This is a genomic window from Roseomonas marmotae (assembly GCF_017654485.1).
Taxonomy (GTDB): domain Bacteria; phylum Pseudomonadota; class Alphaproteobacteria; order Acetobacterales; family Acetobacteraceae; genus Pseudoroseomonas; species Pseudoroseomonas marmotae.
Genome location: NZ_CP061091.1, coordinates 40,523 through 63,460 on the forward strand (window position 1 = coordinate 40,523; position 22,938 = coordinate 63,460).

General features: G+C 71.4%; 16 protein-coding genes. 7 read left to right on the forward strand and 9 right to left on the reverse strand.

The genetic code is table 11. The annotated features are described in order from the left end of the window. Positions 1 to 65 precede the first annotated feature (65 nt). The 4 genes from IAI58_RS00205 (at position 66) to IAI58_RS00220 (ending at position 10,940) form a co-directional block, all read left to right on the forward strand. Positions 66 to 7,418 (forward strand): type I polyketide synthase, encoded by a 7,353-nt coding sequence (locus tag IAI58_RS00205; protein WP_207444684.1) that lies wholly within the window; start codon positions 66 to 68, stop codon positions 7,416 to 7,418. After that, positions 7,415 to 8,743, forward strand: a complete 1,329-nt coding sequence (locus IAI58_RS00210; protein ID WP_207444683.1) for an aminotransferase class I/II-fold pyridoxal phosphate-dependent enzyme — start codon at positions 7,415 to 7,417, stop codon at positions 8,741 to 8,743. The genes IAI58_RS00205 and IAI58_RS00210 overlap by 4 nt, the downstream gene beginning before the upstream one ends. Positions 8,744 to 8,751: 8 nt before the next feature. Beyond that, a complete protein-coding gene (locus IAI58_RS00215) occupies positions 8,752 to 9,564 on the forward strand; it encodes a formyl transferase (RefSeq protein WP_207444682.1) in 813 nt (270 codons plus the stop codon). A 65-nt stretch (positions 9,565 to 9,629) separates the two neighbouring features. Further along, a complete protein-coding gene (locus tag IAI58_RS00220; protein WP_207444681.1) occupies positions 9,630 to 10,940 on the forward strand; it encodes a capsule biosynthesis protein in 1,311 nt (436 codons plus the stop codon). Between the two features lie 65 nt (positions 10,941 to 11,005). On the opposite strand, the gene IAI58_RS00225 is transcribed toward IAI58_RS00220, so the two are convergent. The 4 genes from IAI58_RS00225 to fdhD all read right to left on the reverse strand — a co-directional run bounded on the left by IAI58_RS00225 (position 11,006) and on the right by fdhD (position 13,563). Next, the gene (locus IAI58_RS00225) at positions 11,006 to 11,734 is read right to left on the reverse strand and encodes a class I SAM-dependent methyltransferase (RefSeq protein ID WP_207444680.1); all 729 of its coding nucleotides are present in this window, start codon (positions 11,732 to 11,734) and stop codon (positions 11,006 to 11,008) included. Positions 11,735 to 11,872: 138 nt separating this feature from the next. Continuing rightward, complete coding sequence (locus IAI58_RS23235; protein WP_272874730.1) at positions 11,873 to 11,998, reverse strand: hypothetical protein; 126 nt, start codon at positions 11,996 to 11,998, stop codon at positions 11,873 to 11,875. Positions 11,999 to 12,041: 43 nt separating this feature from the next. Then, complete coding sequence (gene mobA, locus IAI58_RS00230) at positions 12,042 to 12,671, reverse strand: molybdenum cofactor guanylyltransferase MobA (protein ID WP_207444679.1); 630 nt, start codon at positions 12,669 to 12,671, stop codon at positions 12,042 to 12,044. After that, a complete protein-coding gene (fdhD, locus tag IAI58_RS00235) occupies positions 12,655 to 13,563 on the reverse strand; it encodes a formate dehydrogenase accessory sulfurtransferase FdhD (RefSeq protein ID WP_408906178.1) in 909 nt (302 codons plus the stop codon). Before fdhD ends, mobA begins: the two co-directional genes overlap by 17 nt. Positions 13,564 to 13,648: 85 nt before the next feature. Between fdhD and IAI58_RS00240 the strand changes: the two genes are divergently transcribed. Then, the gene (locus tag IAI58_RS00240) at positions 13,649 to 14,530 is read left to right on the forward strand and encodes a MurR/RpiR family transcriptional regulator (protein WP_208775997.1); all 882 of its coding nucleotides are present in this window, start codon (positions 13,649 to 13,651) and stop codon (positions 14,528 to 14,530) included. A 24-nt stretch (positions 14,531 to 14,554) separates the two neighbouring features. On the opposite strand, the gene IAI58_RS00245 is transcribed toward IAI58_RS00240, so the two are convergent. Beyond that, positions 14,555 to 15,874: an NtaA/DmoA family FMN-dependent monooxygenase gene (locus IAI58_RS00245; RefSeq protein WP_207444677.1), complete on the reverse strand. Its 1,320-nt coding sequence runs from the start codon at positions 15,872 to 15,874 to the stop codon at positions 14,555 to 14,557. 413 nt (positions 15,875 to 16,287) lie between these two features. Here IAI58_RS00245 and IAI58_RS00250 point away from each other — a divergent pair, with 413 nt between their 5' ends. Together IAI58_RS00250 and IAI58_RS00255 are read left to right on the forward strand one after the other, a co-directional pair. Continuing rightward, the gene (locus IAI58_RS00250; RefSeq protein ID WP_207444676.1) at positions 16,288 to 18,492 is read left to right on the forward strand and encodes a TonB-dependent siderophore receptor; all 2,205 of its coding nucleotides are present in this window, start codon (positions 16,288 to 16,290) and stop codon (positions 18,490 to 18,492) included. A 148-nt stretch (positions 18,493 to 18,640) separates the two neighbouring features. Beyond that, a complete protein-coding gene (locus IAI58_RS00255; protein ID WP_207444675.1) occupies positions 18,641 to 20,092 on the forward strand; it encodes a class I SAM-dependent methyltransferase in 1,452 nt (483 codons plus the stop codon). A 1-nt stretch (position 20,093) separates the two neighbouring features. On the opposite strand, the gene IAI58_RS00260 is transcribed toward IAI58_RS00255, so the two are convergent. From IAI58_RS00260 to IAI58_RS00275, 4 genes are all read right to left on the reverse strand, one after another. Further along, positions 20,094 to 20,768 carry an amino acid ABC transporter permease gene (locus IAI58_RS00260; RefSeq protein ID WP_207444674.1) on the reverse strand — a complete coding sequence of 225 codons (675 nt, stop codon included), beginning with the start codon at positions 20,766 to 20,768 and terminating at the stop codon, positions 20,094 to 20,096. A gap of 7 nt (positions 20,769 to 20,775) precedes the next feature. Beyond that, positions 20,776 to 21,456, reverse strand: coding sequence for an amino acid ABC transporter permease (locus tag IAI58_RS00265; RefSeq protein ID WP_207444673.1), 681 nt, complete (start codon positions 21,454 to 21,456; stop codon positions 20,776 to 20,778). 5 nt (positions 21,457 to 21,461) lie between these two features. After that, on the reverse strand, positions 21,462 to 22,214 hold the full coding sequence (locus IAI58_RS00270) for an amino acid ABC transporter ATP-binding protein (RefSeq protein ID WP_237182092.1): 753 nt from the start codon (positions 22,212 to 22,214) through the stop codon (positions 21,462 to 21,464). Positions 22,215 to 22,362: 148 nt separating this feature from the next. Further along, positions 22,363 to 22,791: a GNAT family N-acetyltransferase gene (locus IAI58_RS00275; protein ID WP_207444672.1), complete on the reverse strand. Its 429-nt coding sequence runs from the start codon at positions 22,789 to 22,791 to the stop codon at positions 22,363 to 22,365. Positions 22,792 to 22,938 lie beyond the last annotated feature (147 nt).

Genomic DNA, 22,938 nt, shown 5'->3' on the forward strand with positions numbered 1-22,938 from the left:
AGGACCGTTGAATGGTTGGAATGCAGGACGGAAAGTCTCCCCGCGGTCGTCGCCGCCCGAGGACCATGACTGGCGCGCCCCGGGCCGAGCCGGTCGCCATCGTCGGCGCGGCCTGCCGGCTGCCCGGTGCCCCGGACCTCGAGGCCTTCTGGCGGCTCCTGGTCTCCGGCACTGATGCTGTCGGCACCCTGCCGGCCGACCGCTTCACGCAACAGGCCTACCTGCACCCCCGCAAGGGTGAGCCGGGGCGGAGCTATTCCTTCGCCGCCGGCCATCTGGGCGATATCAGCGGCTTCGACGCCCCCGCCTTCGGCCTCTCCCCGCGTGAGGCGGCGGAGATGGACCCGCAGCAGCGCCTGCTGCTGGAAGTGGCATCCGAGGCGGTGGAGGATGCCGGCTGGCCGGCCTCGCGCCTGGCCGGGCGGCCGGTGGGCGCCTTCGTCGGCGGCTCCTCGACCGATTACGCGGAGCTGCGGCTGGGCGATTCGGCGGGGGCCGACCGGTATTTCATGACCGGCAACACGCTGTCGATCCTCTCCAACCGCCTGACCAACGTCTTCGACCTGCGCGGCGCCGGGCAGACGGTGGATACCGCCTGCTCCTCCTCCCTGGTCGCGCTGCACCTGGCGGTGCAGGCCATGCGCGCCGGGCAGATCGAGGCGGCGCTGGTGGGCGGCGTGCAGCTGCTGCTCTCCCCCTTCGCCTTCGCCGGCTTCTCCCGCGCCGGCATGCTCTCCGCCCGCGGCCGCTGCCAGGCCTTCGACGCGGCGGCGGATGGCTATGTGCGCGGGGAGGGCGCGGGCGTGCTGGTGCTCAAGCCCCTCTCCGCCGCCCTGGCGGATGGGGACCGCGTGCGCGGCGTCATCCTCGGCAGCGGCACCAATGCCGCCGGCCGCACCATCGGCCTCTCCCTGCCGAACCGCGAGGCCCAGGCCACGCTGCTGGCGCGGGTGCTGGCGGAAGCCGGCGCCCAGCCCAGGGATATCGCCTATTTCGAGGCGCATGGCACGGGCACCCAGGCCGGCGACCCGGCCGAGACCTGGGCCATCGGTACCGCCCTGGCGCGCGACCGCGCCGAGCCGCTGCCGGTCGGCTCGGTCAAGACGAATATCGGCCATCTGGAGCCGGCCTCCGGCATCGCCGGGCTGCTGAAGGCCATGCTGGTGCTGGAGCGCGGCACCGTGCCGCCCAACCTGCATTTCAACAGCCCCAACCCGAATATCGACTTCGCCGGGCTGAATATCCGCGTGCCGACCGTGCCGGAGCCGCTGGCGCTGCGCCCCGGCGCCATGGCCGGCATCAACAGCTTCGGTTTCGGCGGCACCAATGCCACCGTGCTGCTGGGCGCGGCACCCGCCCGCCCCGCCGTGGCCTCGAAGCAGGCCGATGGCGCCCTGCCGCCGCTGCTGCTCAGCGCGCATTCCGAGGGCGCGCTGAAGACCCTCGCCCGCCGCTGGCGGGATGTGCTGGCCACGCCCGAGGCCGCCGCCGATGCCCCCGCCCTGCTGCGCGGCGCCCTGCGCCACCGCGATCTCCGCCCCCACCGCCTGGCGCTGCGGGCGGAGAGCGCCTCCGCTCTCCAGGCGCTGATCGAATCCTGGCTCGCCGGCGGGCAGCCGCGGGGCGCCACGCGCGGCACCGCGCGCCCCCTGGCGGAAGGGCCGGTCGCCTTCGTCTTCTCCGGCAATGGCGCGCAGTTCGCCGGCATGGCGAAGGAGGCGATGGCGCATAACCCCTTCTTCCGCGCCACCGTCGAGGAAGCCGACGCGGTGCTGGCGCCGCTCACCGGCTGGTCCGGCGCGAAGCTGCTGGCCGAGGGCGTGACGGAGGAGGTGCTGGAAGGCACCGATTACGCCCAGCCGCTGCTCTTCCTCGTGCAGCTCGGCGTCGTCGCGGCGCTGGAACGGCAGGGGCTGCGCCCCGGCCTCTGCCTCGGCCACTCGGTCGGCGAGGTCGCTGCGGCCTGCACCGCCGGCATCCTGACGCTGCCGCAGGCGGCGCGGCTGGTGGTCGCCCGCTCCCGCGCCCAACACATGACGCGCGGCCAGGGCCGCATGGCCGCCATCGGCGCCGGCCCGGATGCCGCCGCCCCCCTGCTGGCCGAGGCCGGCATGGACGAGTCCGGCTGGGCGCCCGAGATCGCCGCCTTCAACGCGCCGGATTCCATCACCGTCGCCGGCCCCCTGGGCCCGGTGACGAAGCTGGTGGAACTGGCCAAGGCGCGGCGCATCCCGGCGGTGCTGCTGGGCCTCGACTATGCCTTCCATTCCGCTGCCATGGAGCCGGTGCGGCAATCGCTGGCGGCCGAGCTGAAGGGGCTCTCCCCCAGCCAGGGCCGGTTGCTCTTCCTCTCCTCCGTCACCGGCACGCTGGTGCCGGGGCTGGACCTCGATGCCGGCTACTGGTGGCGCAACCTGCGCGCGCCCGTGCGCTTCCAGGCGGCGGCGCAGGCGGCGGTGGATGCGGGCGCGCGGCTCTTCATCGAGATCGGCCCGAACCCGGTGCTACAATCCTACCTGCGCGACAGCCTGCGTGCGGCGGAGGCCGAGGCGCCGGTGATGCCCAGCCTCTCCCGCAGGGACGGCGCGGGCGACCCCTTCCCCGCCATGATGGACCGCGCCTTCGCGCAGGGCGCCGACCCGCGCGGCGCCGCCATCTGGGCCGGGCCGTCGCGGCGCGACGGCCTGCCCGCCACGCCCTTCGACCGGCGGAGCCACTGGTTCGCCTCCACCCCCGAGTCCATCCGGCTGACCGACCCGCTGCTGGACCACCCGCTGCTGGGCTTCCGCCAGGGCAACGATCTCGGCCGCTGGTCGCGCCTGCTCGACAGCGCGCTCGAGCCCTGGCTGGCCGACCATGCCCTGGCGGGCGAGGCCGTGCTGCCCGCCGCCGGCATGGCCGAGATGGCCCTGGCCGCCGCCGCCGCCCAATGGCCCGACGCCCCGGTGCTGGAGCTGCGCGAGTTGCAGTTGCTGCGTACCCTGCCGGTGCCGCAGGACAGCGCGCGTGAGGTCCGCTTCACGCTGGAGACGGAGAACGGCCTCTTCCGCATCGAGAGCCGTCCGCGCCTTTCCGCCGAGGCCTGGACGCTGCATGCCCGCGGACAGGTGGGCGCCGCCACCCTGGCGGCCCTGCCAGATTCGCCGCTGGCCGGCCTGCCGGAGAGCGAGGACCCCGCCGCCATGGTGGTCACGGGCGAGCAGCTGCAGGCCACCGCCCGCCGCTTCGGCCTGGATTACGGCCCCGCCTTCCGCCCGGTACGGGAGATCCGCATCGCCGCCAGCGGCGATGCCGCCCTGGCGCGGCTGGCCCTGCCCGAGGAAGCCCCGGGCGACGATGCCTTCCTGCTGCATCCCGTTCGGCTGGACGGCGCCCTGCAGGGGCTGCTGGAACTGATGGCGCATGATGGCGCGCAGGATGGCCGCGCCATGGTGCCCGTGCGCTTCGGCCGGCTGGTGCTGCGGCGGGGCGGTGCCGCGCCGGTACGGGCGGAGCTGGCGGTGACGCATCGCGGCCAGCGCTCCGGCCGCTGCTCCCTGGCGCTGCGCGACGGTGCCGGGCAGATGGTGGCCTGGCTGGACGATGCCTGGATGCAGGGTATCCGCCTGGGCCAGCGCCGCCCGGCCGCGGATTCCACCTTCCGCGTGGCGGAGCAGCCGGCGCTGGGCGCGCCGGAGGCCGGTGCGGCCCCGCCCCTGGACGATGGGGTCAAGGCCGCCCTGGCGCGCGATGCCGACCTGGAACTGGCCGAGCCTGGCATGCTGCTGGAAGGCCATGTGATCGCCAGCGCCCATGCCGCGCTGCTGGCCAGGGCGGGCGCCGATGCGTTGCTGCCGGCCGCCGGCCTCTCCCCCTATGCCCGCGCCCTGCTGCATGCCCTGAGCGAGGATGGGCTGGCCGAGGCCACGCCCGAGGGCTGGCGCCTGCTGCCCGGCGAGGAACTGCCGGCCGCCGAGGGCATCTGGCAGGCCGTGCTGGCCGAATCCCCCACCCTGGCGCATGAGCTGGCCTGGCTGGCCCTGGCCGCCGAGCGCCTGCCCGCCGCCTTGGACGGCCAGCCGCAGCCCGAGGCGCCGCCCGCGCCCGAGGCAGCCGGCTTCGCCCGCCTGGCCGGGGTGATGGCCGAGGCCGCCGCCCGCATCGCCGCCGCCTGGCCGATGGAGCGCCCGCTGCGCGTGCTGGAAGTGGGCGCCCAGGGTGGCCCGCTGACCCGTGCCCTGCTGGCGGCGCTGGAGCGCAGCGGCCGCCAGATCCGCTACACCGCCACAGCCCCGGCCGGCGATACCCGCGCCGCCGCCATCCCGCCGCATGGGGAGAGGGTCACATTCTCCTTCGCCGCCTGGGACGGCGGCACCGCCCTGCCCGGCCCGGCGGATCTGGTGGTCGGCCTGGCCGCCGCCGCCCGCGCCCGGCTGGGCGAGGGGCTGCTGCCGGCCGTCGCGGCCGCCCTGGCCCCTGGTGGCAGCCTGCTGCTGGCCGAGCCCCTGCCCGGCCGCGCCTGGATCTTCGCCCATGGGCAGGAAGAAGGCTTCTGGGATGGCCGCGGCCCCGGCGGCGCCCTGCTGCCGGACCAGGAAGCCTGGGAATCCGCCTTCCAGGCCGAGGGCACCCCCTGGGAGGACGCGCGGCTGCACCCGCTGGGCGCCGCGCCCTGGCCCGCCCTGCTGCTCGCCGCCCGCCGCACGGCCCGCGCCGAGGCGGAGGCCGCCGCCCCCACCGCGACCGCCACATTCCGCCTCTTCGCCGACGAGGATGCCGCGCCGCTGGCCGAGGCCCTGGCGGAAGCGCTGGAAGCCGCGGGCATGAACATCACCCACGCCGCGCTGGCCGAGGCCGGGGCGCAGCCCCCGCGCGCCCTCTCCGGCGCGCAGGTGGTGGTGCTGGCAGCGCCCCAGGCCCCCGGCCTCGCCGCCACCCTGGCGCAAATCACCGCTCTGGCCGAGGCCGCCCGTGGCGCCGCCGCCGGCTTCACCCTGGTGGCGCCGGGCGGCGATGCCGCGCCGGAAGCCGCGGCCTGCATCGGCCTGGGCCGCGTGCTGGCCAATGAGATGCCGGAGCTGAAACTGCGCCGCATCACCCTCGACGCTGCCGTGGCCGAGGCCGCCGCCCGCCTGCTGCCGGAGCTGCTGGGCACGGCGCCGGAGCCGGAGCCCGAGCTGCGCCTGACCAGGACTGCCCGGCTGGTGCCGCGCGTGGTGCCCGGCCTCTCCCCGGCCTCGCCGCATCTCGCCGGGGATGGCGGCGCGCGCCGTCTGGCAATCCGCCAGCCCGGCCAGCTCGGCAGCCTGGAATGGGAGCCGATGCCGGCGCTGGAGAACGGCCCGGAGGATGTGGTGGTGCGGGTGGAAGCCTGCGGCCTGAACTTCCGCGACCTGATGTGGGCCCAGGGCCTGCTGCCCGAGGAAGCGCTGATGGACGGCTTCGCCGGCCCCAGCCTGGGCATGGAGATGGCGGGCGTGGTCGAATCCGCCCCCGCCGGCAGCGGCTTCGCGGCGGGGGACCGCGTCTTCGGCGTCGCCCCGGCCGCCCTGGCCAGCCGCGCCCGCACCCGGCCCCAGGCCATCGCGCATCTGCCGGAGGGGCTGGATTTCGCCGCCGCCGCCACCGTGCCCGTGGCCTTCCTGACGGCGGTCTATGCGCTGGAAACCTGCGCCAACCTCCAGCCCGGAGAGACGGTGCTGGTGCATGGCGGCGCGGGGGCCGTGGGCCTCGCCGCGCTGCAGGTGGCGCGGGCGGCCGGGGCGCGCGTGGCCGCCACCGCCGGCAGCCCGGCCAAGCGCGCCTTCCTGCGCGCCGCGGGGGCCGAGCTGGTGCTCGATTCCCGCGACCCCGGCTTCGCCGACCAGCTGCGCGCCGCATGGCCGGAAGGTGTGGACGTCGTGCTGAACAGCCTGGCCGGCACCGCCATGGAACGCAGCCTGGAGCTGACAAAGCCCTTCGGCCGCTTCATCGAGCTGGGCAAGCGCGACTTCTTCGAGAATACCCGCGTCGGCCTGCGCCCCTGGCGCCGCAACCTCACCTATTTCGGCGTGGATGTGGACCAGCTGCCCAAGGCGCGGCCCGACCTGGCCCAGGGCCTGCTGCGGCGGATCGCGCAGCGGCTGGCCGAGGGCGCGCTGCACCCGCTGCCGCATGCCGTGCGCGGCCCGGCGGAGGCCGAGGCCGCCTTCCGCACCCTCCAGGCCAGCGCGCAGATCGGCAAGCTGGTGCTGACACCGCCCGCCGCCAGGGCCACGGCCACCACCGCCCCGGCAGCCTGGACCCCGCCGGAGGGCACGATCCTCGTGGTCGGCGGCACCCAGGGCTTCGGCTTCGAATGCGCCAAGTGGCTGGCGGCGAATGGCGCCACGCGGCTGGCCCTGCTCTCCCGCCGCGGCGGCACCGCGCCGGGGGCCGAGGCCGCGGTGCGCGCCCTGGCCGCGCTGGGCGCCGCTGCCACCGTGCATGCGGCCGATGCCGCCGATGCCCGGGCGCTGGAGGCCGCGCTGCGCGAGATCCGCGCCGAGGGGCCGAAGCTGGTCGGCGTGGTGCATGCCGCCGCCGTCTTCGACGATGGCGCGGCCAGTACCATGGATGCCAGGCGCTTCGCCCGCGTGCTGGCACCCAAGCTGGACGCGGCGCTGAACCTGGACCGGCTGACGCGGCGGGACCCGCTGGCGCTGTTCCTGCTCTTCTCCTCCGCCACCACGGCCATGGGGAATCCGGGGCAGGCCAACTACGTCGCCGCCAATGCGGCGCTGGAGGCTCTGGCGCGCCGCCGCCGGGCGGAAGGGCTGCCGGCGCTGGCCGTCGGCTGGGGGCCGATCGCCGATGCCGGCGTACTGGCCGAGAATGCCTCCACCGCCGAGACCCTGGCCCGCCGCCTGGGCGTGGAATCCATGACGGCCACCGAATCCCTGAACGCCCTGCCGGCCCTGCTGGCGAGCGGCGCCCCGGTGCTCTCCCTGGCGCGCATCGGCTGGCGGCAGGCCGGCATGGCCCTGCCGATCCTGGAAGAGCCGCTGTTCGACGCCGTGCGCGGCCAGCGGGAGGTGAGCGCCGAGGGCGGTGACCTGCGCGCCCGCCTGCTGGAGATGCCGCCCGAGGAGGCCCGCGCCCTGCTGCGGCAACTGGTGCGGGAGGAGGCCGGCCGCATCCTGCGCCTGCCGCCCGAGGCCATCCCCACCGATGCCCCTGTGGCCGGGATGGGGCTGGACAGCCTGGGCGGGCTGGAACTACGCGGCGCGCTGGAACAACGCCTCGGCATGTCCGTGCCGCTGGCTTCCGTGACTGAGGACCTGACCATCGACCTGCTGGCCCGCCGCCTGTCGGACGGACTTTCCGGTGGCAGGGTGGAGGAAACCGTGGCCGATATGGTCGAGCAGTTCGAACCCAGCCAACCCGCTGCCCCGCAACCCCCGGCCGAGGCCGCCGAATGAGCGGCGGCCTGTCCGCCACGGCCCGTCTCGCCCTGCTCGCCCGGCTGTCGAAGCGTCGCAGCGCCGAGGAATCGGCGCCGCGCCCCGATGCCGGTTCGGCACGGGATTTCTCCACGCTGCCGGGGATGCGCGACTATGGGCTGCTGCGCACCGCCCTCGCCTCGCTGAACCTGCCAAGCCCGCTGTTCCAGCGCCATGAGGGGCTGGCCGGTGCCCATAGCCGGGTGGATGGGCGGGATGTCGTCAATTTCGCCAGCTACAACTACCTCGGCCTGAATGGCGACCCGCGCGTGCAGGCGGCGGCCAAGGCGGCGATCGACCGCTATGGCGTCAGCGTCTCCGGCGCCCGCATCACGGCCGGCGAACGCGACCTGCACCATGAACTGGAAGCGGCGCTGGCCGAATGGCATGGGGCGGAGGCCGCACTGACCTTCGTCTCCGGCCACGCCACCAATGTCACGACCATCGGCCACCTGATGGGCCCGCGCGACGTGGTGGTGCATGACGCCGCCATCCATAATTCCTGCACCGAGGGCGTGCGGCTCTCCGGTGCCCGGCGCGTGCCCTTCGCCCATAACGACATGGCCGCCGCCGAGAAGGAAATGGCCCGCGCCCGCCGTGGCGCGAGCCGCGCGATGCTGCTGCTGGAAGGCCATTACTCGATGGATGGCGACTGCCCCGACCTCGCCACCGCCGTCGAGATGGCGCGGCGCCACGATGCCTGGCTGATGGTGGACGAGGCGCATAGCCTGGGCGTGCTGGGCGCGACCGGACATGGCGTGGCCGAGGCCCAGGGCGTCGATCCCGCCGGCGTCGATCTCTGGATGGGAACGCTCTCCAAGACGCTCTCGGCCTCCGGCGGCTATATCGCGGCGCGGCGGGACGTGATCGACTGGCTGCGTCATACCGCGCCCGGCAGCGTCTATTCCGTGGGCCTGGCGCCGCCGCTGGCCGCCGCCGCGCTGGAATCGCTCCGCATCCTGAAGGCCGAGCCGGAGCGCGTGGCGCGCCTCCAGGCCAATGGCCGCCGCCTGCGCGACCTGTTCCGCGAGCGTGGCTTCGACACCGGCGGCAGCATCGGCGCCGCCATCGTGCCGGTCATCATCGGCTCCTCCATCCGCGCGGCACGGCTCTCCCACGCCATGCTGGACCGGGGCGTCGCGCCGCAGATCGTCACTTTCCCGGCGGTGCCGGAACAGTCGGCGCGGCTGCGCTTCTTCGTCTGCGCCGACCATACCGAGGCCGACCTGCTGCACGCCGCCGAGATGCTGGCCGAGGCCTCCGCCAGCCTCGGCGCCGTGGAGTCTCTGCCCGGCTTCCGCTGAGGGCGGAGATGCGGATCGCCCTCTTCACGATGGACAGCGCCATCAGCGCCGAGGCGGTGCTGGCCCTGGCCCGGAGCCTGGACGGGCAGATCGTGCTGATCGGACGTTCCGATCCCTATCGCCCGGCGGCGGGCGGCGGGCTGGGGCAGCTCCGCCGCCACTGGCGCCGATCGGGCTGGCGCATCCTGCCCTTCCTGCTGCTGAGCTACGTCCTGCCCCAGGCGCTGGGCCGGCTGCGGCGCGCCTGCGGCGGCGGTGCCCTGAGCCAATGGGCGCAGGCGCAGCGCATCCCGCTGCTGGAAGTGGCGGAGGTCAACGGAGAGGCCACGCGCCAGGCGCTGCGGGCGGCGCGGCCGGACCTCATCCTCTCCTTCCATTTCGACCAGATCTTCGATGACGCCGTGCTGGCCGTGGCGCCGATGGGCGGCATCAACCTGCACCCGGCACTGCTGCCACGCCATCGTGGCCCGCTGCCCACCTTCTGGGCCATGCTGGAGGAACCGCCGGCCTTCGGTGTCACGCTGCACCGGATCGCCGCGCGTATCGATGCCGGCACCATCCTGGCCCGCCGCGCCGTACCGCTGCCGCCCGGCACCAGCGCCGCCACCGCCGCCCGGCTGCTGCACGAGGAAGGCGTCGCCCTGGTCCGCTCCGCCATCGCCGCCCTGGCCCGCGGCAGCCCCCTGCCCGAACAGAACCCGGAACCCCTGCCCTATTGCCCCTTTCCCCCCACCGCGCTCCTGCGGTCGGCGGCACGGCGCGGGCGGCATCTGGTCGGCTGGGCGGATCTGTCCGCGGCACTCACCGCGCCGACCGGTTAAATCTCAGGCGTTACGACCCAAGCGGATTGACAGTGCTGACGAGAGAAGGTTTGCCATGACGATCCATGCCCCCCGGTGAATCACCCGCGCGGAAGCGCTTCCTCTTCCTGCAGGGACCGATCAGCCCATTCTTCCAGGAAGTGGGCGCGGGGCTGCGCGCGCTCGGGCATGTGGTGCACCGCATCAACCTGCACCTGGGGGACAGGCTCTTCTGGCGCATTCCCGGCGCCACGAACTTCCGCGGCCGCCCCACGGAATGGCCGGATTTCATCGGCCGTTTCCTGGACGAGAAGCGCATCACCCATCTGGTGCTGCTGGGCGAGCAGCGGCCCTACCACAAGCTCGCCATCGCCGCCGCCGCCGAGCGCGGGGTGGAGGTGGTGGTCACCGATCTCGGCTATATCCGCCCGGACTGGATCGTGATGGAGCGCGACGGGCTGAACGCCTCCAGCCGCTTCACGCGCGACCCGCAGACCATCGTGCGGCTGGGCGCCGCGCTGCCGCCGCCGGACCTTGTGGTACGCCACCACGATGATTTCCGCACCCAGGCGGTCCTGGACGTGGTCTACAACATCGCCGGCATCATGCCCTGGCCCTTCCCGCATTATCGCGGCCACCAGATCTACAATCCCCTGCCCTTCTATGCCGGGATCGTCCTGCGGCTGATGAAGCGCGGTTCGGAGAACCGGCAGGCCGACTGCATCCTGCAACGCCTCTCCGGCACCGGGCCGCTCTACCTCTTCGCCATGCAGATGGAGAACGACTTCTCCATCCGCGCCTATTCCCGCTACACCGACATGGATACGCCGCTGCGGGAGGTGGCGCTGAGCTTCGCCCACCACGCGCCGCCTGGCACGCATCTGCTGGTGAAGGCGCATCCGCTGGACCCCGGGCTGAAGAACTGGAGCCGGCGCGTCCAGCACATGGCGCGGGAAGCGGGGCTGGAAGGGCGGATGCACTACCTCGGCGGCGGCAATCTCGGCGCCATCGTCGAGCAGGTGCAGGGCGTGGTGACGGTGAACAGCACGGTGGGTCTGCGCGCCATCCTCGGCCAGACGCCCACCTTCGCGCTGGGGGAGGCGCTTTACCGCATCCCCGGCCTCGTCTTCAGCGGCACGCTGGACGAGTTCTGGACCCAGGGCGCCCCGCCCGACCCGGCACTGCGCGAGGGCTTCCTGCGCAGCATCGCGCATTCCCTGCATATCCGCGGCGTCTACCACGCGCGGGAGGGGCGTCAGGTCGCGGTGCATGGCGCCGTGCGCCGCCTGCATGAAGGCATCCTGAACCGTCCGGTACCAGAGGCGCTGGACCCGGAGACGGAAGGCGCGACGGCGGGTTTCTGGCCACCGAAGCGGGTGGTGCGGCAGAGCGCCTAGGGAAGGGGAGCGGCCTGCCCGCCCGGCCGCGCATGGCCCCCTCCCCCTGGGCGACATGCATGCGCCTATTCCATGGCGCGGCGGAATGTCAGCCTGAGATTCGGCGACAGAAAGCGCCTGACCGAGGACAGGCATTCGAATTCCGGCAGGGATGAGACCAGCTTCCAGGGCGACCAGAACAGGTTGTTATCCTGCTGGCGCAGCCGGCCGAAAAGCCTAGCATAGCCGTTCCGGAAACGCGGATGCAGCCAGTGGCAGAATGGCAGGCATGTGTCGTGGAACACGACCGGCGCGGCCTTGTTGGGCGTGGAGACCGTCAGATGGCGCCGGCTCACCCGCCCCAGGTCGCGCACCACCTCGGGGCGGTCGCTCACATGCTCAATGACCTCGATGCAATAGACGGCGTCGAAGCTCCGGTCGGGAAAGGGCAGCGCATCGACCGATGCCACCGCCCATTCGATCCGGTCCGCCACTCCCAGCACCGCCGCGATGGCGCGGGCCGCCACGACCCTGGGGCCGTTGAAGTCGACCGCCAGAATCCTGAAGTCGGTATTGAGCGCGAAGGCAATGGCCAACCAGCCGTAGCCAGTCCCGATATCGGCGACGCTTCTGACCTTCTCGGCGCTGAGTGTCAGGGGCCTGACGAATTCATCGACATAGAACCGGAAGATCCTGTTGAGATCCATCGCGGCGTAGTGGCTGTCCCGGAAATGGGGAATTGCCCGGATAGCCGTGATCTGCGCGGGCGAGAGAGACGAGACCAGGGGACGGTCCAGCAAGGCAGGCGAATGCATGAGGTCATTGCGTTTCCGGTTCTCCCGCCGGATTAGCGCAATTGTTTCTTATGCGCAATGATATGCCCTGCCCTTCCGCGAGGACATTGGCCATTTCCCGGAAGCCGGCGACGCATCCTGCCGCCGGCCCCGGTGCCCCTACAGACGGGCGCCGGAGGTGACGTAGGCCTGCTCGGCCGTGCGCTGCAGGTTGTCGTCCAGCACCCAGGCGGCCAGGAGGGCCAGCACCACGGCGGCCACGACACCACTGAGAAAAGCTTTCATGATCCGGCACTCCTCTTCGGCCAGCGGATGGCCCGGGCCGAAGCTATGGGGCCACCATGCCCTGGCGCAAGAGGGCTTCGGCCTCGGCCAGCTCCTCCGGCGTGTTGGCGTTGAAGAAAGGGTCGCGCGGCCGGTCCGGCCATTCCGCGCTGGCACAGCCGAAGCGGGCGGTCCAGCGGTCGATCTTGCGCTCATCGGCCAGCAGGGCCGCGCGCAGCTCCTCCCGCAGCGCGACAGGCCAGAGGCCCACCGGCGGATGCGTCCAACCCCCGGATTTCGCGCAGGCCATCGGCACCCCCGCCACCTCCCGCGCGCGGTGCAGCCGCGCCACCAGATCGGCGGGGATGAAGGGGGAATCCCCGGGGACGGAGACCACCCATTCCAGCCCCGGGCGGTGCGCGGCCGCCCAGTCCAGCGCCGCCAGCACCCCGGCCAGCGGCCCCGGGTAATCCGGCACCCCATCCGCCACCACCGGCAGGCCGAAGGGGCCGAAGCGCGCCGGGTCGCCATTGGCGTTCAGCAGCAGCGCCGTAACCTGCGGGCGCAGCCGCGCCAGCACATGCGCCAGCAACGGCCGCCCGCCGAGTTCGCGCAGCGGCTTGTCGCCGCCGCCCATCCGCCTTGCCAGCCCACCGGCCAGCACCACACCCAATGTCTCAGGACTGTTCGGCATCGCGGCTGTTCTTGCGCCAGTGGCGGGCGCTTTCCTCCTCGACATAGTGCAGGTCGGCATCGAAGACGATCCGCTCCTCCCCCGCCAGGGCGGTGAAGCGGCGGCCCTTGCAGCGGCCGATCAGCGTCAGCCCGACCTCCCGCGCCAGTTCCACGCCCCAGGCGGTGAAGCCGGAACGCGAGACCAGGATGGGAATGCCCATCCGCACCGCCTTGATCACCATCTCCGAGGTCAGGCGCCCCGTGGTGTAGAAAATCTTGTCGCCGCCATCGACAGCTTCGCGGAACATCCAGCCCGCGATCTTGTCCACCGCGTTATGGCGGCCGACATCCTCCATATAGACCACCGGCTGGTCCTGGAAGCAGAGCGCGCAGCCATGGATGGCGCCGGCCTCCAGATACAGCGTCGGCAGCGTATTGATCCGGTGCAGCAGGCGGTAGAGCCAGGAGGTGCGGATCTCGGCGGTGGCCGGCAGCCGCACCTGGGAGAAATTCTCCATCAGGTCGCCGAAGGCGGTGCCCTGGGCGCAGCCGGAGGTCAGCGTCTTTTTCCTGAGCTTCTGCTCGAAATCGGTGCGGCGCTCCGTCCGCACCACCACCACACCCAGATCCTCGTCATGGTCGATGGCGGTGACGCTGTCATCGGGCCGCAGCATGTTCTGGTTCAGCAGATAGCCCAGCGCCAGATCCTCGGGCCGGTCGGCGATCGTCATCATCGTCACGATCTCCTGCCCGTTGAGATAGAGGGTCAGCGGCCGCTCCACCGTCACGCTGACCTCGATGGGCGCGCCGGTCTGGTCGATGCCCGTGACGCGTCGCGTCAGCCGCGGGTCGGAAGGGTCGGGGCGCACGCGCAGCGCGGTGAGATCATCGGACATGGTACCGGCAGACATGGCGTGGCACAGCGCCTGCGGCAAGCATCGCCCGGCTTATGCGCGCGTCAGTTGCCAAACCGGGAATTCATGCCAAATCAATATCATGATCGCCCCGCCGCCCCTGGCGCAGCTTCGCCAAGCCCTGCCCCACCTGCCGCCCCGGCTGCAGGAGCTGGCGCGCTTCATCATCCAGCATGAATTCGACGCCGCGACCCGTCCGATGCGGGAACTGGCGGCGGCCTCCGGCGCCAACCCCGCCAGCTTCACGCGCCTGGCCCAGGCCATCGGCTATATCGGCTGGGATGCGATGCGGGACGCGCTGATCGAGCGGCGGGAGAAGACCGGCCGCCCCTTCTCCGCCCGGCTGCGCGACGTGGTACGGACGGCCGGCGACGACCGGATCACCAGCGCGGCCGAGCTGGCTGGTGCCTCCCTGGCCTCGGATGCCGCCGCCGTGGCCCAGTTGCAGGCCGACCCCATCGGCCCGGCCGCCGAGGCGCTGCACCGCGCGGAGCGCATCTGGACGGCGGGCTTCCGCTCCTGCCGCCTGGTGGCGCAGCTGCTGACCTATGAGTTCAGCATCTTCCTGCCCCGGATCGTGCAGCAGATCGGCGCCGAGCGGCCGGAGGACCTGGATCTCGGCGCATTGCAGCGGGGGGATGTCCTGCTGCTGGTCAGCATCGCCCCCTATACCCGCAACGCGCTGCTCGCGGCGCGGGCGGCGCGGGACGCCGGCTGCGTGCTGATAACGCTAACCGACGACGCCGGGGCGCCGGTAGCCAGGGACGCCGATCACCGCCTGGTCTTCGACATCGCCTCCCCCGGCTTCTTTCCCAGCCTGGCCGGGGCGGTGGCGACCGCCCAGGCGCTGGCCGCCGCCACCTTCCTGCTCTGCGGGGAAGTGGCAAGGGACCGGCTGCGGGAGGCGGAGGAGCGCACCGCCGCCCTCGCCCAGTATCTGCCGCAGGAGGAGCCCCAGGCCTGACGGGGCCCGAGGCTCCGGGCGCCCTCAGAACTCCAGCAGGTTCTCGCGGAAGGTGGCGTGGCCATAGGCCTTGCGGGTCAGCCCGCGCGCCTGCAAGGCCGGCACCAGCCCATCCGCCACCTCCGCCACCGTGCGGCGGGAGACATCGCCCATGGAGAAGAGGAAGCCGTCGCCACCGACCTCCTGCATCGCCTCCGCCATCTGCCCGGCGATGGAATCCACCGTGCCGCAGAGGTCGATCGAAAGCCCGGTGCCGCTGTAATCCGTGAAGGCCTGGCGCAGCGTCTTGCCGCCGGCGCTCATCTTCTTCAGCGTGTCCAGGTTCTGCTGGTGGCCATTGGTGCGGAGGGTCTCATCGATCGGCTTGTCGAGGTCCATGTTGCCGAAATCGATATTCGTGACCTTGCTGAAATGCGCCAGCCGCTGCGCGATCTTGCGATCCGCATCGGCGATACGCTGCCGCCGCCGCAGCTCCGCATGCTCCGCGCTCTCACCGATGATGGGATTGATCAGGAACAGCACCTTGATGGCATCGGGGTCGCGGCCCATGGCGGCGGCGCGGGCGCGCACATCGTTCCGGTAGGCCTTCATGGCCTCGATGCCCTTGGGGTTGGCCACGATGGTCTCGCCATGCGTCGCGGCGAACTGCCGCCCGCGCGGGGAGCCCCCGGCCTGCGCGATGACCGGCCGCCCCTGGATGCAGGGCCCTGAATTCAGCGGCCCGCGCGAGCTGTACCACTTCCCCTTGAAATCCACCGTATGGACCTTGGTGTGGTCCACCAGCATGCCGCTCTCACGGTCGGCGACGATGGCGCCAGGCTCCCAGGAATCCCAGAGCGCGTTGACGCAGGCCATGTATTCATCGGCCATGTCGTAGCGCAGGTCGTGTTCCGGCAGCCCGTCCAGCCCGTAGTTGCGCGCGGCCATGTCGCTGCTGCCGGTCACCATGTTCCAGCCTGCGCGCCCGCCCGAGACCTGGTCCAACGTCGCGATGATGCGCGCCAGCAGGTAGGGCGGATGCGTGAAGGTGGCGAGGGTGGTGGCGACGCCGATGCGCTGCGTGGCGGCGAAGAGCAGGGTCGCCACGATGGAAGGGTCCTGCCGCGGCACGGAGAGCCCGTTCCTCAGATAGATCTCCCGCGATCCGCCATAGGCCTCGCCCACATAGGAGCTGTCCTCGAGCAGGATGTAGTCGAAGCAGGCGCGCTCCAGCGCGCGGGCCATGTCGATGAACAGGCTGGGATACATCCAGTCCTGGCCGATATTGCCGGTCCAGGGCTCGCCCCAGGCCTGGACGCTGGAACCCTGAAGAAACCAGCCAAGATGAAAAGGTCGCGCAGCCATGAATCGTCTCCGGTCTGGCATGCGGTAGTGAGCATGCCGGCAAAGCCGCCACGGCGCTCTCTTCCCCGCTGGCCGGCGGTTCTCTGCCACCAGGCCCGGGTACTCTTCCCTATCGGCGCCAGCTTGGCAACGGCCGGGCCGGCATATCATGGCATCTGCGGCCCGCCAGATATTTCATAAATTTTTGTTCATGTATCCGCCATCATCCATGCGGACCTGCGGCGGAGGCTTCGCCAGATTTCAACGCCTCCGAACCATTCGCTCCATAATATCCTGAAATACCCAAACGAATTGACGAGGTTGAAGACAGGCCCTCGTCCCTTCCCGCTCATCCTCCCCCTTCTCCCGGTCCGGATTGCCTTCCCGTAATCTGGATGGCAATTTGCGAACGATTATCATTATCAGGTTGACCGATGACACGACGCCGCCTCCTGACCGCCTCCGCCTCCCGCTCCGCCCTGCTGGCGGGCCTCGCCATGACCTTCGCCCATCCCGTCCTGGCGCAGGAACCCATCCTGCTGCGGGAAGTCGTCATCACCGCGGAGCAGGAGTTGAAGCAGGCGCCTGGCGTCTCCGTCATCACGCAGGAGGATATCCGGCGCCTGCCGCCCGCCAACGACATCTCGGAAATCGTGCGGCAGATGCCGGGCGTGAACCTCACCGGCAATTCCTCCTCCGGCCAGTACGGCAACAACCGCCAGATCGACCTGCGCGGCATGGGGCCGGAGAACACGCTGATCCTGATCGACGGCAAGCCGGTCCGCAGCCGCAACGCCGTCCGCATGGGCCGCAGCGGGGAACGCAACACGCGCGGCGATTCCAACTGGGTGCCCGCCGAGGCGATCGAGCGCATCGAGGTCATCCGCGGCCCGGCCGCCGCGCGCTATGGCTCGGGCGCCGCGGGCGGCGTGGTGAACATCATCACCAAGGCGCCGACCGACGAGTTCTCTGGCTCCGTCACCGCCTATACCAACATCCCCGAGGATGGCCGCGAGGGTGACAGCCGCCGCCTGGGCTTCAACCTCGCCGGCCCGCTGGCAGAAGATCTCTCCTTCCGCCTCTACGGCAATATCGCCCGCACCGATGCCGACAGCCTGGACCTGAACCGGGATTTCGCCGCCTCCCCCGGCGCCGTACCGCCGGCCGGCCGGGAAGGCGTGAAGAATCGCGACATCAACGGCCTGCTGCGCTGGGACCTGACGCCGCAGCAGGTGCTGGAACTGGAACTCGGCTACAGCCGCCAGGGCAACATCTATGCCGGCGACCGCGCCGTCAGCAACGCCGGCACCGACCTGCTGGCCAGGCTGGCCAATGAGGGCGCCGAGACGAATGTGCTGGAGCGCTACTCCACCTCGCTGGCGCATCGCGGCGATTTCGGCTGGGCCGATACGCGCACGCTCTTCCTCTATGAAGGCACCATCAACAAGCGGCTGAACGAGGGCCTGGCCGGCAGCACCGAAGGCAGCATCAGTACCGAGGACGGCTTCTCCACAGCCACCCTCAACAACTATACCGCCAGCACCGAGATCAACATCCCGCTGGAGCTGCTGGCCTCGCAGCGCCTGACGCTGGGTGCCGAAGCCTTCATCGAGAACCTGAAGGACCCCTTCTCGGTCACGCAGAGCACCTCCCTCGGCGGCACCATCCCCGGCATCTCCGACGGCCCGCGCGACCCCAGCTCGCGCGCCGAGACCTTCTCCTTCTTCGCCGAGGACAATATCTACGCCACCCCCCGGCTGGTGCTGACGCCGGGCCTGCGCTTCGATCACCACAACGAGTTCGGCTCCAACTGGAGCCCCAGCCTGAACGCCTCCTACGAGCTGTTCGACGGCTTCTCGGTCAAGGGCGGCATCGCGCGCGCCTTCAAGGCGCCCAACCTCTACCAGTCCAATCCCAACTACATCTACTTCACCATGGGCAATGGCTGCCCCGCCAACTTCCCCAGCCTCGGCGCCGGCTGCTACGTGGTGGGCAACGAGGACCTGAAGGCCGAGACCAGCCTGAACAAGGAGATCGGCGTCTCCTACAACAATGGCGGCTTCAGCAGCAGTCTGACCTATTTCCACAACGACTACCGCGACAAGATCGTCGCCGGCGTCGTGCCGGTTGGCCTCGCCAGCCGCAGTGGCCGCGTCTTCCGCTGGGAGAATACGCCGGAGGCAGTGGTGCAAGGCCTGGAGGGCAACCTGCTGGTGCCGGTGACCGAGGATATCTCCTGGAACACCAACTTCACCTACATGATCGAGAGCAAGGACAAGGCCACCGGCCAGCCGCTCTCGCTCATCCCCGAATACACCATCAACAGCTCGGTCACCTGGCAGGCGAACGAGGACCTGTCCTTCACCGCGGGCCTGACGCATTACGGCAAGCAGGAGGCGCGTACCATCACCGGCACCGGCGCGGCTGCCTCGGGCGCGGAGCTGTGGGACCGCGATCCCTATTCGGTGGTGGATGTCAGCGCCAGCTGGACCTTCACGAAGAACACCCGCATCACCGCAGGCGTCAGCAACATCTTCAACGAGCAGCTGTTCCGCCAGGCCAATTCCTCCGGCGCGGGCGCCAATACCTATAACGAGCCAGGGCGCGCCTATTTCGTCAGCCTGACCGCCTTCTTCTGACGCGCCGGGCAGCGGCCGGGCGGCGGCACCGATGCGCGAGCCATGCCATCCCGCGCATCCACGCCCGCCCGCCGAAGCCGGGCCTTTCCTGATCCGCGCGGCGTGGCCCCCCGCCATGCCGCGCCCCCCTTGCTCCGGACCACGCAGCATGACCGACGGCTATGTCGGCGACATCCCCTACCCCCCGTTCTTTCACCGGGAGATGGTGCCCGCCTGGATGGACGCGGTGCTGCGCGGACTGGGCCAGCCCTCGCCTGATTTCAGCGGCGCCTTCCGCTGGTGCGAGCTGGGATGCGGCGCCGGGCTGAATGCCCTGGTCGTCGCTGCCTGCCACCCGCGGGCGGAGATCCTGGCCTTCGATATCGACGCCACGCAGATCCGCCAAGCCCGCGCCATGGCCGAGGCCGCGGGGCTTCGCAACATCGCCTTTCACCAGGCCGGCTTCCGGGATCTCGCCGCCGCGCCGGATGGCCGCTTCGGCAGCTTCGACGTCATCGCCACGCATGGCGTGCTCTCCTGGGTCTCGGCGGCGCAGCGGCAGGCGATGCTGGCCTTCATCGCCCGCGCGCTGCGGCCGGGCGGCATCGCCTATGCCCATTACATGACGCATCCCGGCCTCTCCGCCGCCGCCGCCGCGCAGCCGCTGCTGCGCCGCCACGCCGCCACCCTGCCCGGCGATTCCGCACGGAAGGCGCAGGGCGCGCTCCAGTTCCTCTCCCGTTTGTCCGAGGCAGGCGCAGGCTACTTCATCGCCTATCCGCAGGAGCGGCAGCGGTTGCAGGCGGCGCTGCGGCAGGATGCGCGCGCCCTGGCGCATGAGCTGCTGCCGCTCCACTGGCAACCCTTCCACGTCACCCATGTGATGGAGCAATTCGCTGGTGCGGGTTGCCGCTATCTCGGCAGCGCCACGCCGACCGAGAATATCGACGCCGTCTGCCTGCCCGCCGCCACGCGGCCGCTGCTGGCCGGCATCGCCGATCCCGCCCTGGCCGAGACGGCGCGCGACATCGCCCGCAACCAGTCCTTCCGCCGCGACCTCTACGGGCGTGGCGACCAGCCCCTGCCGCCTGCACGGCACCTCCAGGCGCTGGGAGCCCTCGGGCTGGCGGCGCTGCCCGGCGCGCCGCGCGGCGGCGGCCTGCGCTTCGATACGCCCATCGGCCCCGTGCAGGGGGAGGCCGCGCTCTTCGGCCCGTTGTTGCAGGCGCTGGCGCGGGGCCCGCAGAGCATCGGGAACCTGTCCCGCCTGCCCGGCGCGCCCGCGCATCCGGCGCAGCTGAACCAGGCCGTGCAGATGCTGCTCTGGAGCGGCTGCGCCCATCCGCTGATGCGTGCCCTGCCGGACCCCGCCCCCGCCTGGGCGCTGAACCGCCGGCTGGCGGCCGCCGGGGCGGCGGGCTGGCTGGTGGCGCCGGCCCTGGGCACCGCCCTTCCCGCCACCGCGGCCGAGATGGCGGCGGCGCGGGTGGTGCTGGAACATCCCTCCGCCACCGGCGCCGTGCTGGCCGCCGCCATCCCTCCCGCGCTGCGCGAGGAAGCGGCGCGGTGGGAGCGGGAGCGGCGGTCCGCCTGGGTGGCGCTGGGGATGCTGCCGGGCTGAGCTAGCCCCGCCCCGCCATGGCCTTGTTCTCCAGCCGCGACATCAGCCGCACCAGCGGCCAGAGCAGCAGGAAATAGGCCACCGCTGCCGCCACGATGGGCGTGGCGTTGTAGGTGACGTTCTGCGCCTGCCGGGCCTGGAACAGCAATTCCGGCAGCGCCACCACGCTGGCGATGGAGGTCAGCTTCACCACCTCCACGGTGTTGCTGATCAGGTCCGGCATGACGTTGCGCACGGCCTGCGGCAGGATGACATAGGCGAGCGTCTGCCCCTGGCTCAGCCCGGTGGAGCGCGCGGCCTCCGCCTGCCCGCGCGGCACGCTGTCGATGCCGGCGCGCAGCACCTCGCCGTAATAGGCGCCGGTATTGAGGAAGAAGCCCACGGCCACCGCGCCCCAGGCGCCGATATCCAGCCCCGCGAAGGGCAGCCCGGCATAGAGGAAGACCAGCAGCACCAGCGGCGGAATGGCGCGGAACAGGTCCACCCAGCCCGCCGCCAGCAGCCGCACCCAGCGGAGGGGCGCGGTGGAGAGCAGCGCCAGGATGACGCCGCCGACCAGCCCCAGCGGCACCACCATGACCGCGAGCAGCAGCGTCTGCCACAGCCCCTGCCAGAGGATGGGCGAGGCCTCGCGAAGGATGTCGATATTCAGGAAGGCGTTGAGAAAATCGTCCATGTCGGCCTCAGCGCTTCCAGGCGAAACGGGATTCGACCCATCGGCCGAAGCCGACCACGGGGATGAACAGCACCAGATAGGCCAGCGCCCCCAGCATCAGCGGGGAGGGATTGGCCGAGAAGGACATGGCGCTCTGCGCCGCGCCCAGGATTTCAGAGACGCCGACGACCGAGCCCAGCGCCGTACCTTTGGTGATGGCGATGGTGCGGTTGGTCAGCGGCGGCACCGTCAGCCGCAGCGCCTGCGGCAGCACCACATGGCGCAGCGTCTGCGTGAAGGTCAGGCCGGTGGAGCGGGCGGCCTCCCACTGCCCCTTCTGCACGGAGGTCAGCCCCGCCCAGAAGATCTCCTCGGCGAAGGCCATCAGCACCAGGGTCAGCGACAGCCAGGTGGCCACGAAGCCGGAGATGCCGAGCCCCGCCGCCGGCAGGCCGAAGAATAGCAGCACGATGATGACCAGCGGCGGCAGCGCGCGGAACAGGTCCACCAGGAAGATGATCAGCCAGTTCAGCGGGCGGATGCCGAAGCTGCGCACCAGCGCCAGCAGCAGCCCCAGCGCCAGGCCGGAGACGACGATCAGCAGCGCCAGCACGACGGTCAGCAGGAAGCCCTGCACGATCATCGGCAGGTACTGCGCCATCACCTTCGCATTGAGGAAGGAGAAGGCGAAACTCTCGAAGCCGCCCATCCCCGTCAGTGCCGCTCGATCTGGCGAATGAAGGCTCGGGTGCGCTCATGCTCAGGCGCGCCGAAGATCCGCTCCGGCGGCCCTTCCTCCAGCTTCTCGCCATCCGCCATGAAGACCACGGTATCGGCGGCGGCGCGGGCGAAGGCCATCTCGTGGCTGACCACCACCATGGTCATCCCGCTCTCCCGCAATTCCCGCATCACGCTCAGCACGCCGCCCACCAGCTCCGGGTCCAGCGCGCTGGTCGGCTCGTCGAAGAGCATGACGCGCGGCTCCAGCGCGATGGCGCGGGCGATGGCCACGCGCTGCTGCTGCCCGCCCGAGAGCTGCGCGGGGAAATGGTCCATCCGCTCGCCCAGCCCCACGCGGTCCAGCGCGTGGCGCGCCGCTTCCTCCGCCGCCTCGCGCGGGCGGCCCAGCACCTTGCGCAGCGCGAGCGTCACGTTCTGCCGCGCCGTCATATGCGGGTAGAGGTTGAAGGACTGGAAGACCATGCCGATGCGCTGCCGCGCCTTGTTGATGTCGGTCCTCGGGCTCAGCAGGTCGATGCCATCGACGGTGATGGCGCCGTCATCCGGCGTCTCCAGCCGGTTCAGGCAGCGCAGCAGTGTGGATTTGCCGGAGCCGGAAGGGCCGATGATGAAGACCAGCTCCCGCTCCGCCACGGAGAGGTCGACGCCCTTCAGCACCGTCAGCGGGCCGAAGCGCTTCCACAGGGCACGCGCCTGGACAATCGGTGGGGCATCGGAATTACGCATGCAAGCGGCGTCCTGACTGATGGGAGAGCAGAATGCCCGGTCTCGGGCGGGCGGCGGGATAGTTTACGGCCAGCAGGTGAACCTCTGGCCGCGATCCTGTCTCACCACGCAAGATCCGTGCCGGTGCGGCGGGATGTTTCGCCCGCGGTCAGGCGAAGCGCTTCACGTAGAAGATGCGGTCATGGCCGGGCGGATAGTCGGTGATCCGCCCGCATTCCACGAAGCCCAGCTTGCGGTAGAAATCCGGCGCCTGGAAGGTCCAGGTATCCAGCCACATGCCCTGCAGGCCCCGGCGCCGCGCCTCCTCCTCGGCCAGGCGCATCGCCTCGCGCCCCAGCCCCTGGCCCCGGGCGGGGCCGAGCGCCAGCAGTTCCACGAAGAGGAAGCCGTAGATCACGCGCCCCCAGAGGCCGCCGACCACCTCCCCCGCCGCGTCCCTCACCGTCACGGCCAGAGGGCGCCAGTCGCCGGGCCCGGCCGCCTGCTCGTTATGGGCCGAGAGCGGCGCCACGATCCTGGCGCGCATCTCGGCATCCGGCTCCGCCTCCAGGGCGAGTATCCACCGGTCGCTGCTCATCGGGACGTTTCCTTATCAAGCCCGGTCGCGGCCATTCTAAGCAGCCCCGCCGCGCCGGGCGAAGCCCCCCCCCGCATCCCGTGCTGGGCCTGGGGGCCGCATCGGCTCATAGTGGCGCCTTCCGCGCCCCCTGATTCAGGCAGGACC

Coding starts and splice junctions, on each gene's coding strand:
- IAI58_RS00245 (WP_207444677.1), bottom strand. CDS start 15,874: ATGGCTGCGCGACCTTTTCATCTTGGCTGGTTTCTTCAGGGTTCCAGC.
- IAI58_RS00255 (WP_207444675.1), top strand. CDS start 18,641: ATGACCGACGGCTATGTCGGCGACATCCCCTACCCCCCGTTCTTTCAC.
- fdhD (WP_408906178.1), bottom strand. CDS start 13,563: ATGTCTGCCGGTACCATGTCCGATGATCTCACCGCGCTGCGCGTGCGC.
- IAI58_RS00275 (WP_207444672.1), bottom strand. CDS start 22,791: ATGAGCAGCGACCGGTGGATACTCGCCCTGGAGGCGGAGCCGGATGCC.
- IAI58_RS00265 (WP_207444673.1), bottom strand. CDS start 21,456: ATGGGCGGCTTCGAGAGTTTCGCCTTCTCCTTCCTCAATGCGAAGGTG.
- IAI58_RS00260 (WP_207444674.1), bottom strand. CDS start 20,768: ATGGACGATTTTCTCAACGCCTTCCTGAATATCGACATCCTTCGCGAG.
- IAI58_RS00240 (WP_208775997.1), top strand. CDS start 13,649: ATGATCGCCCCGCCGCCCCTGGCGCAGCTTCGCCAAGCCCTGCCCCAC.
- IAI58_RS23235 (WP_272874730.1), bottom strand. CDS start 11,998: ATGAAAGCTTTTCTCAGTGGTGTCGTGGCCGCCGTGGTGCTGGCCCTC.
- IAI58_RS00225 (WP_207444680.1), bottom strand. CDS start 11,734: ATGCATTCGCCTGCCTTGCTGGACCGTCCCCTGGTCTCGTCTCTCTCG.
- mobA (WP_207444679.1), bottom strand. CDS start 12,671: ATGCCGAACAGTCCTGAGACATTGGGTGTGGTGCTGGCCGGTGGGCTG.
- IAI58_RS00205 (WP_207444684.1), top strand. CDS start 66: ATGACTGGCGCGCCCCGGGCCGAGCCGGTCGCCATCGTCGGCGCGGCC.
- IAI58_RS00250 (WP_207444676.1), top strand. CDS start 16,288: ATGACACGACGCCGCCTCCTGACCGCCTCCGCCTCCCGCTCCGCCCTG.
- IAI58_RS00210 (WP_207444683.1), top strand. CDS start 7,415: ATGAGCGGCGGCCTGTCCGCCACGGCCCGTCTCGCCCTGCTCGCCCGG.
- IAI58_RS00220 (WP_207444681.1), top strand. CDS start 9,630: ATGCCCCCCGGTGAATCACCCGCGCGGAAGCGCTTCCTCTTCCTGCAG.
- IAI58_RS00270 (WP_237182092.1), bottom strand. CDS start 22,214: ATGCGTAATTCCGATGCCCCACCGATTGTCCAGGCGCGTGCCCTGTGG.
- IAI58_RS00215 (WP_207444682.1), top strand. CDS start 8,752: ATGCGGATCGCCCTCTTCACGATGGACAGCGCCATCAGCGCCGAGGCG.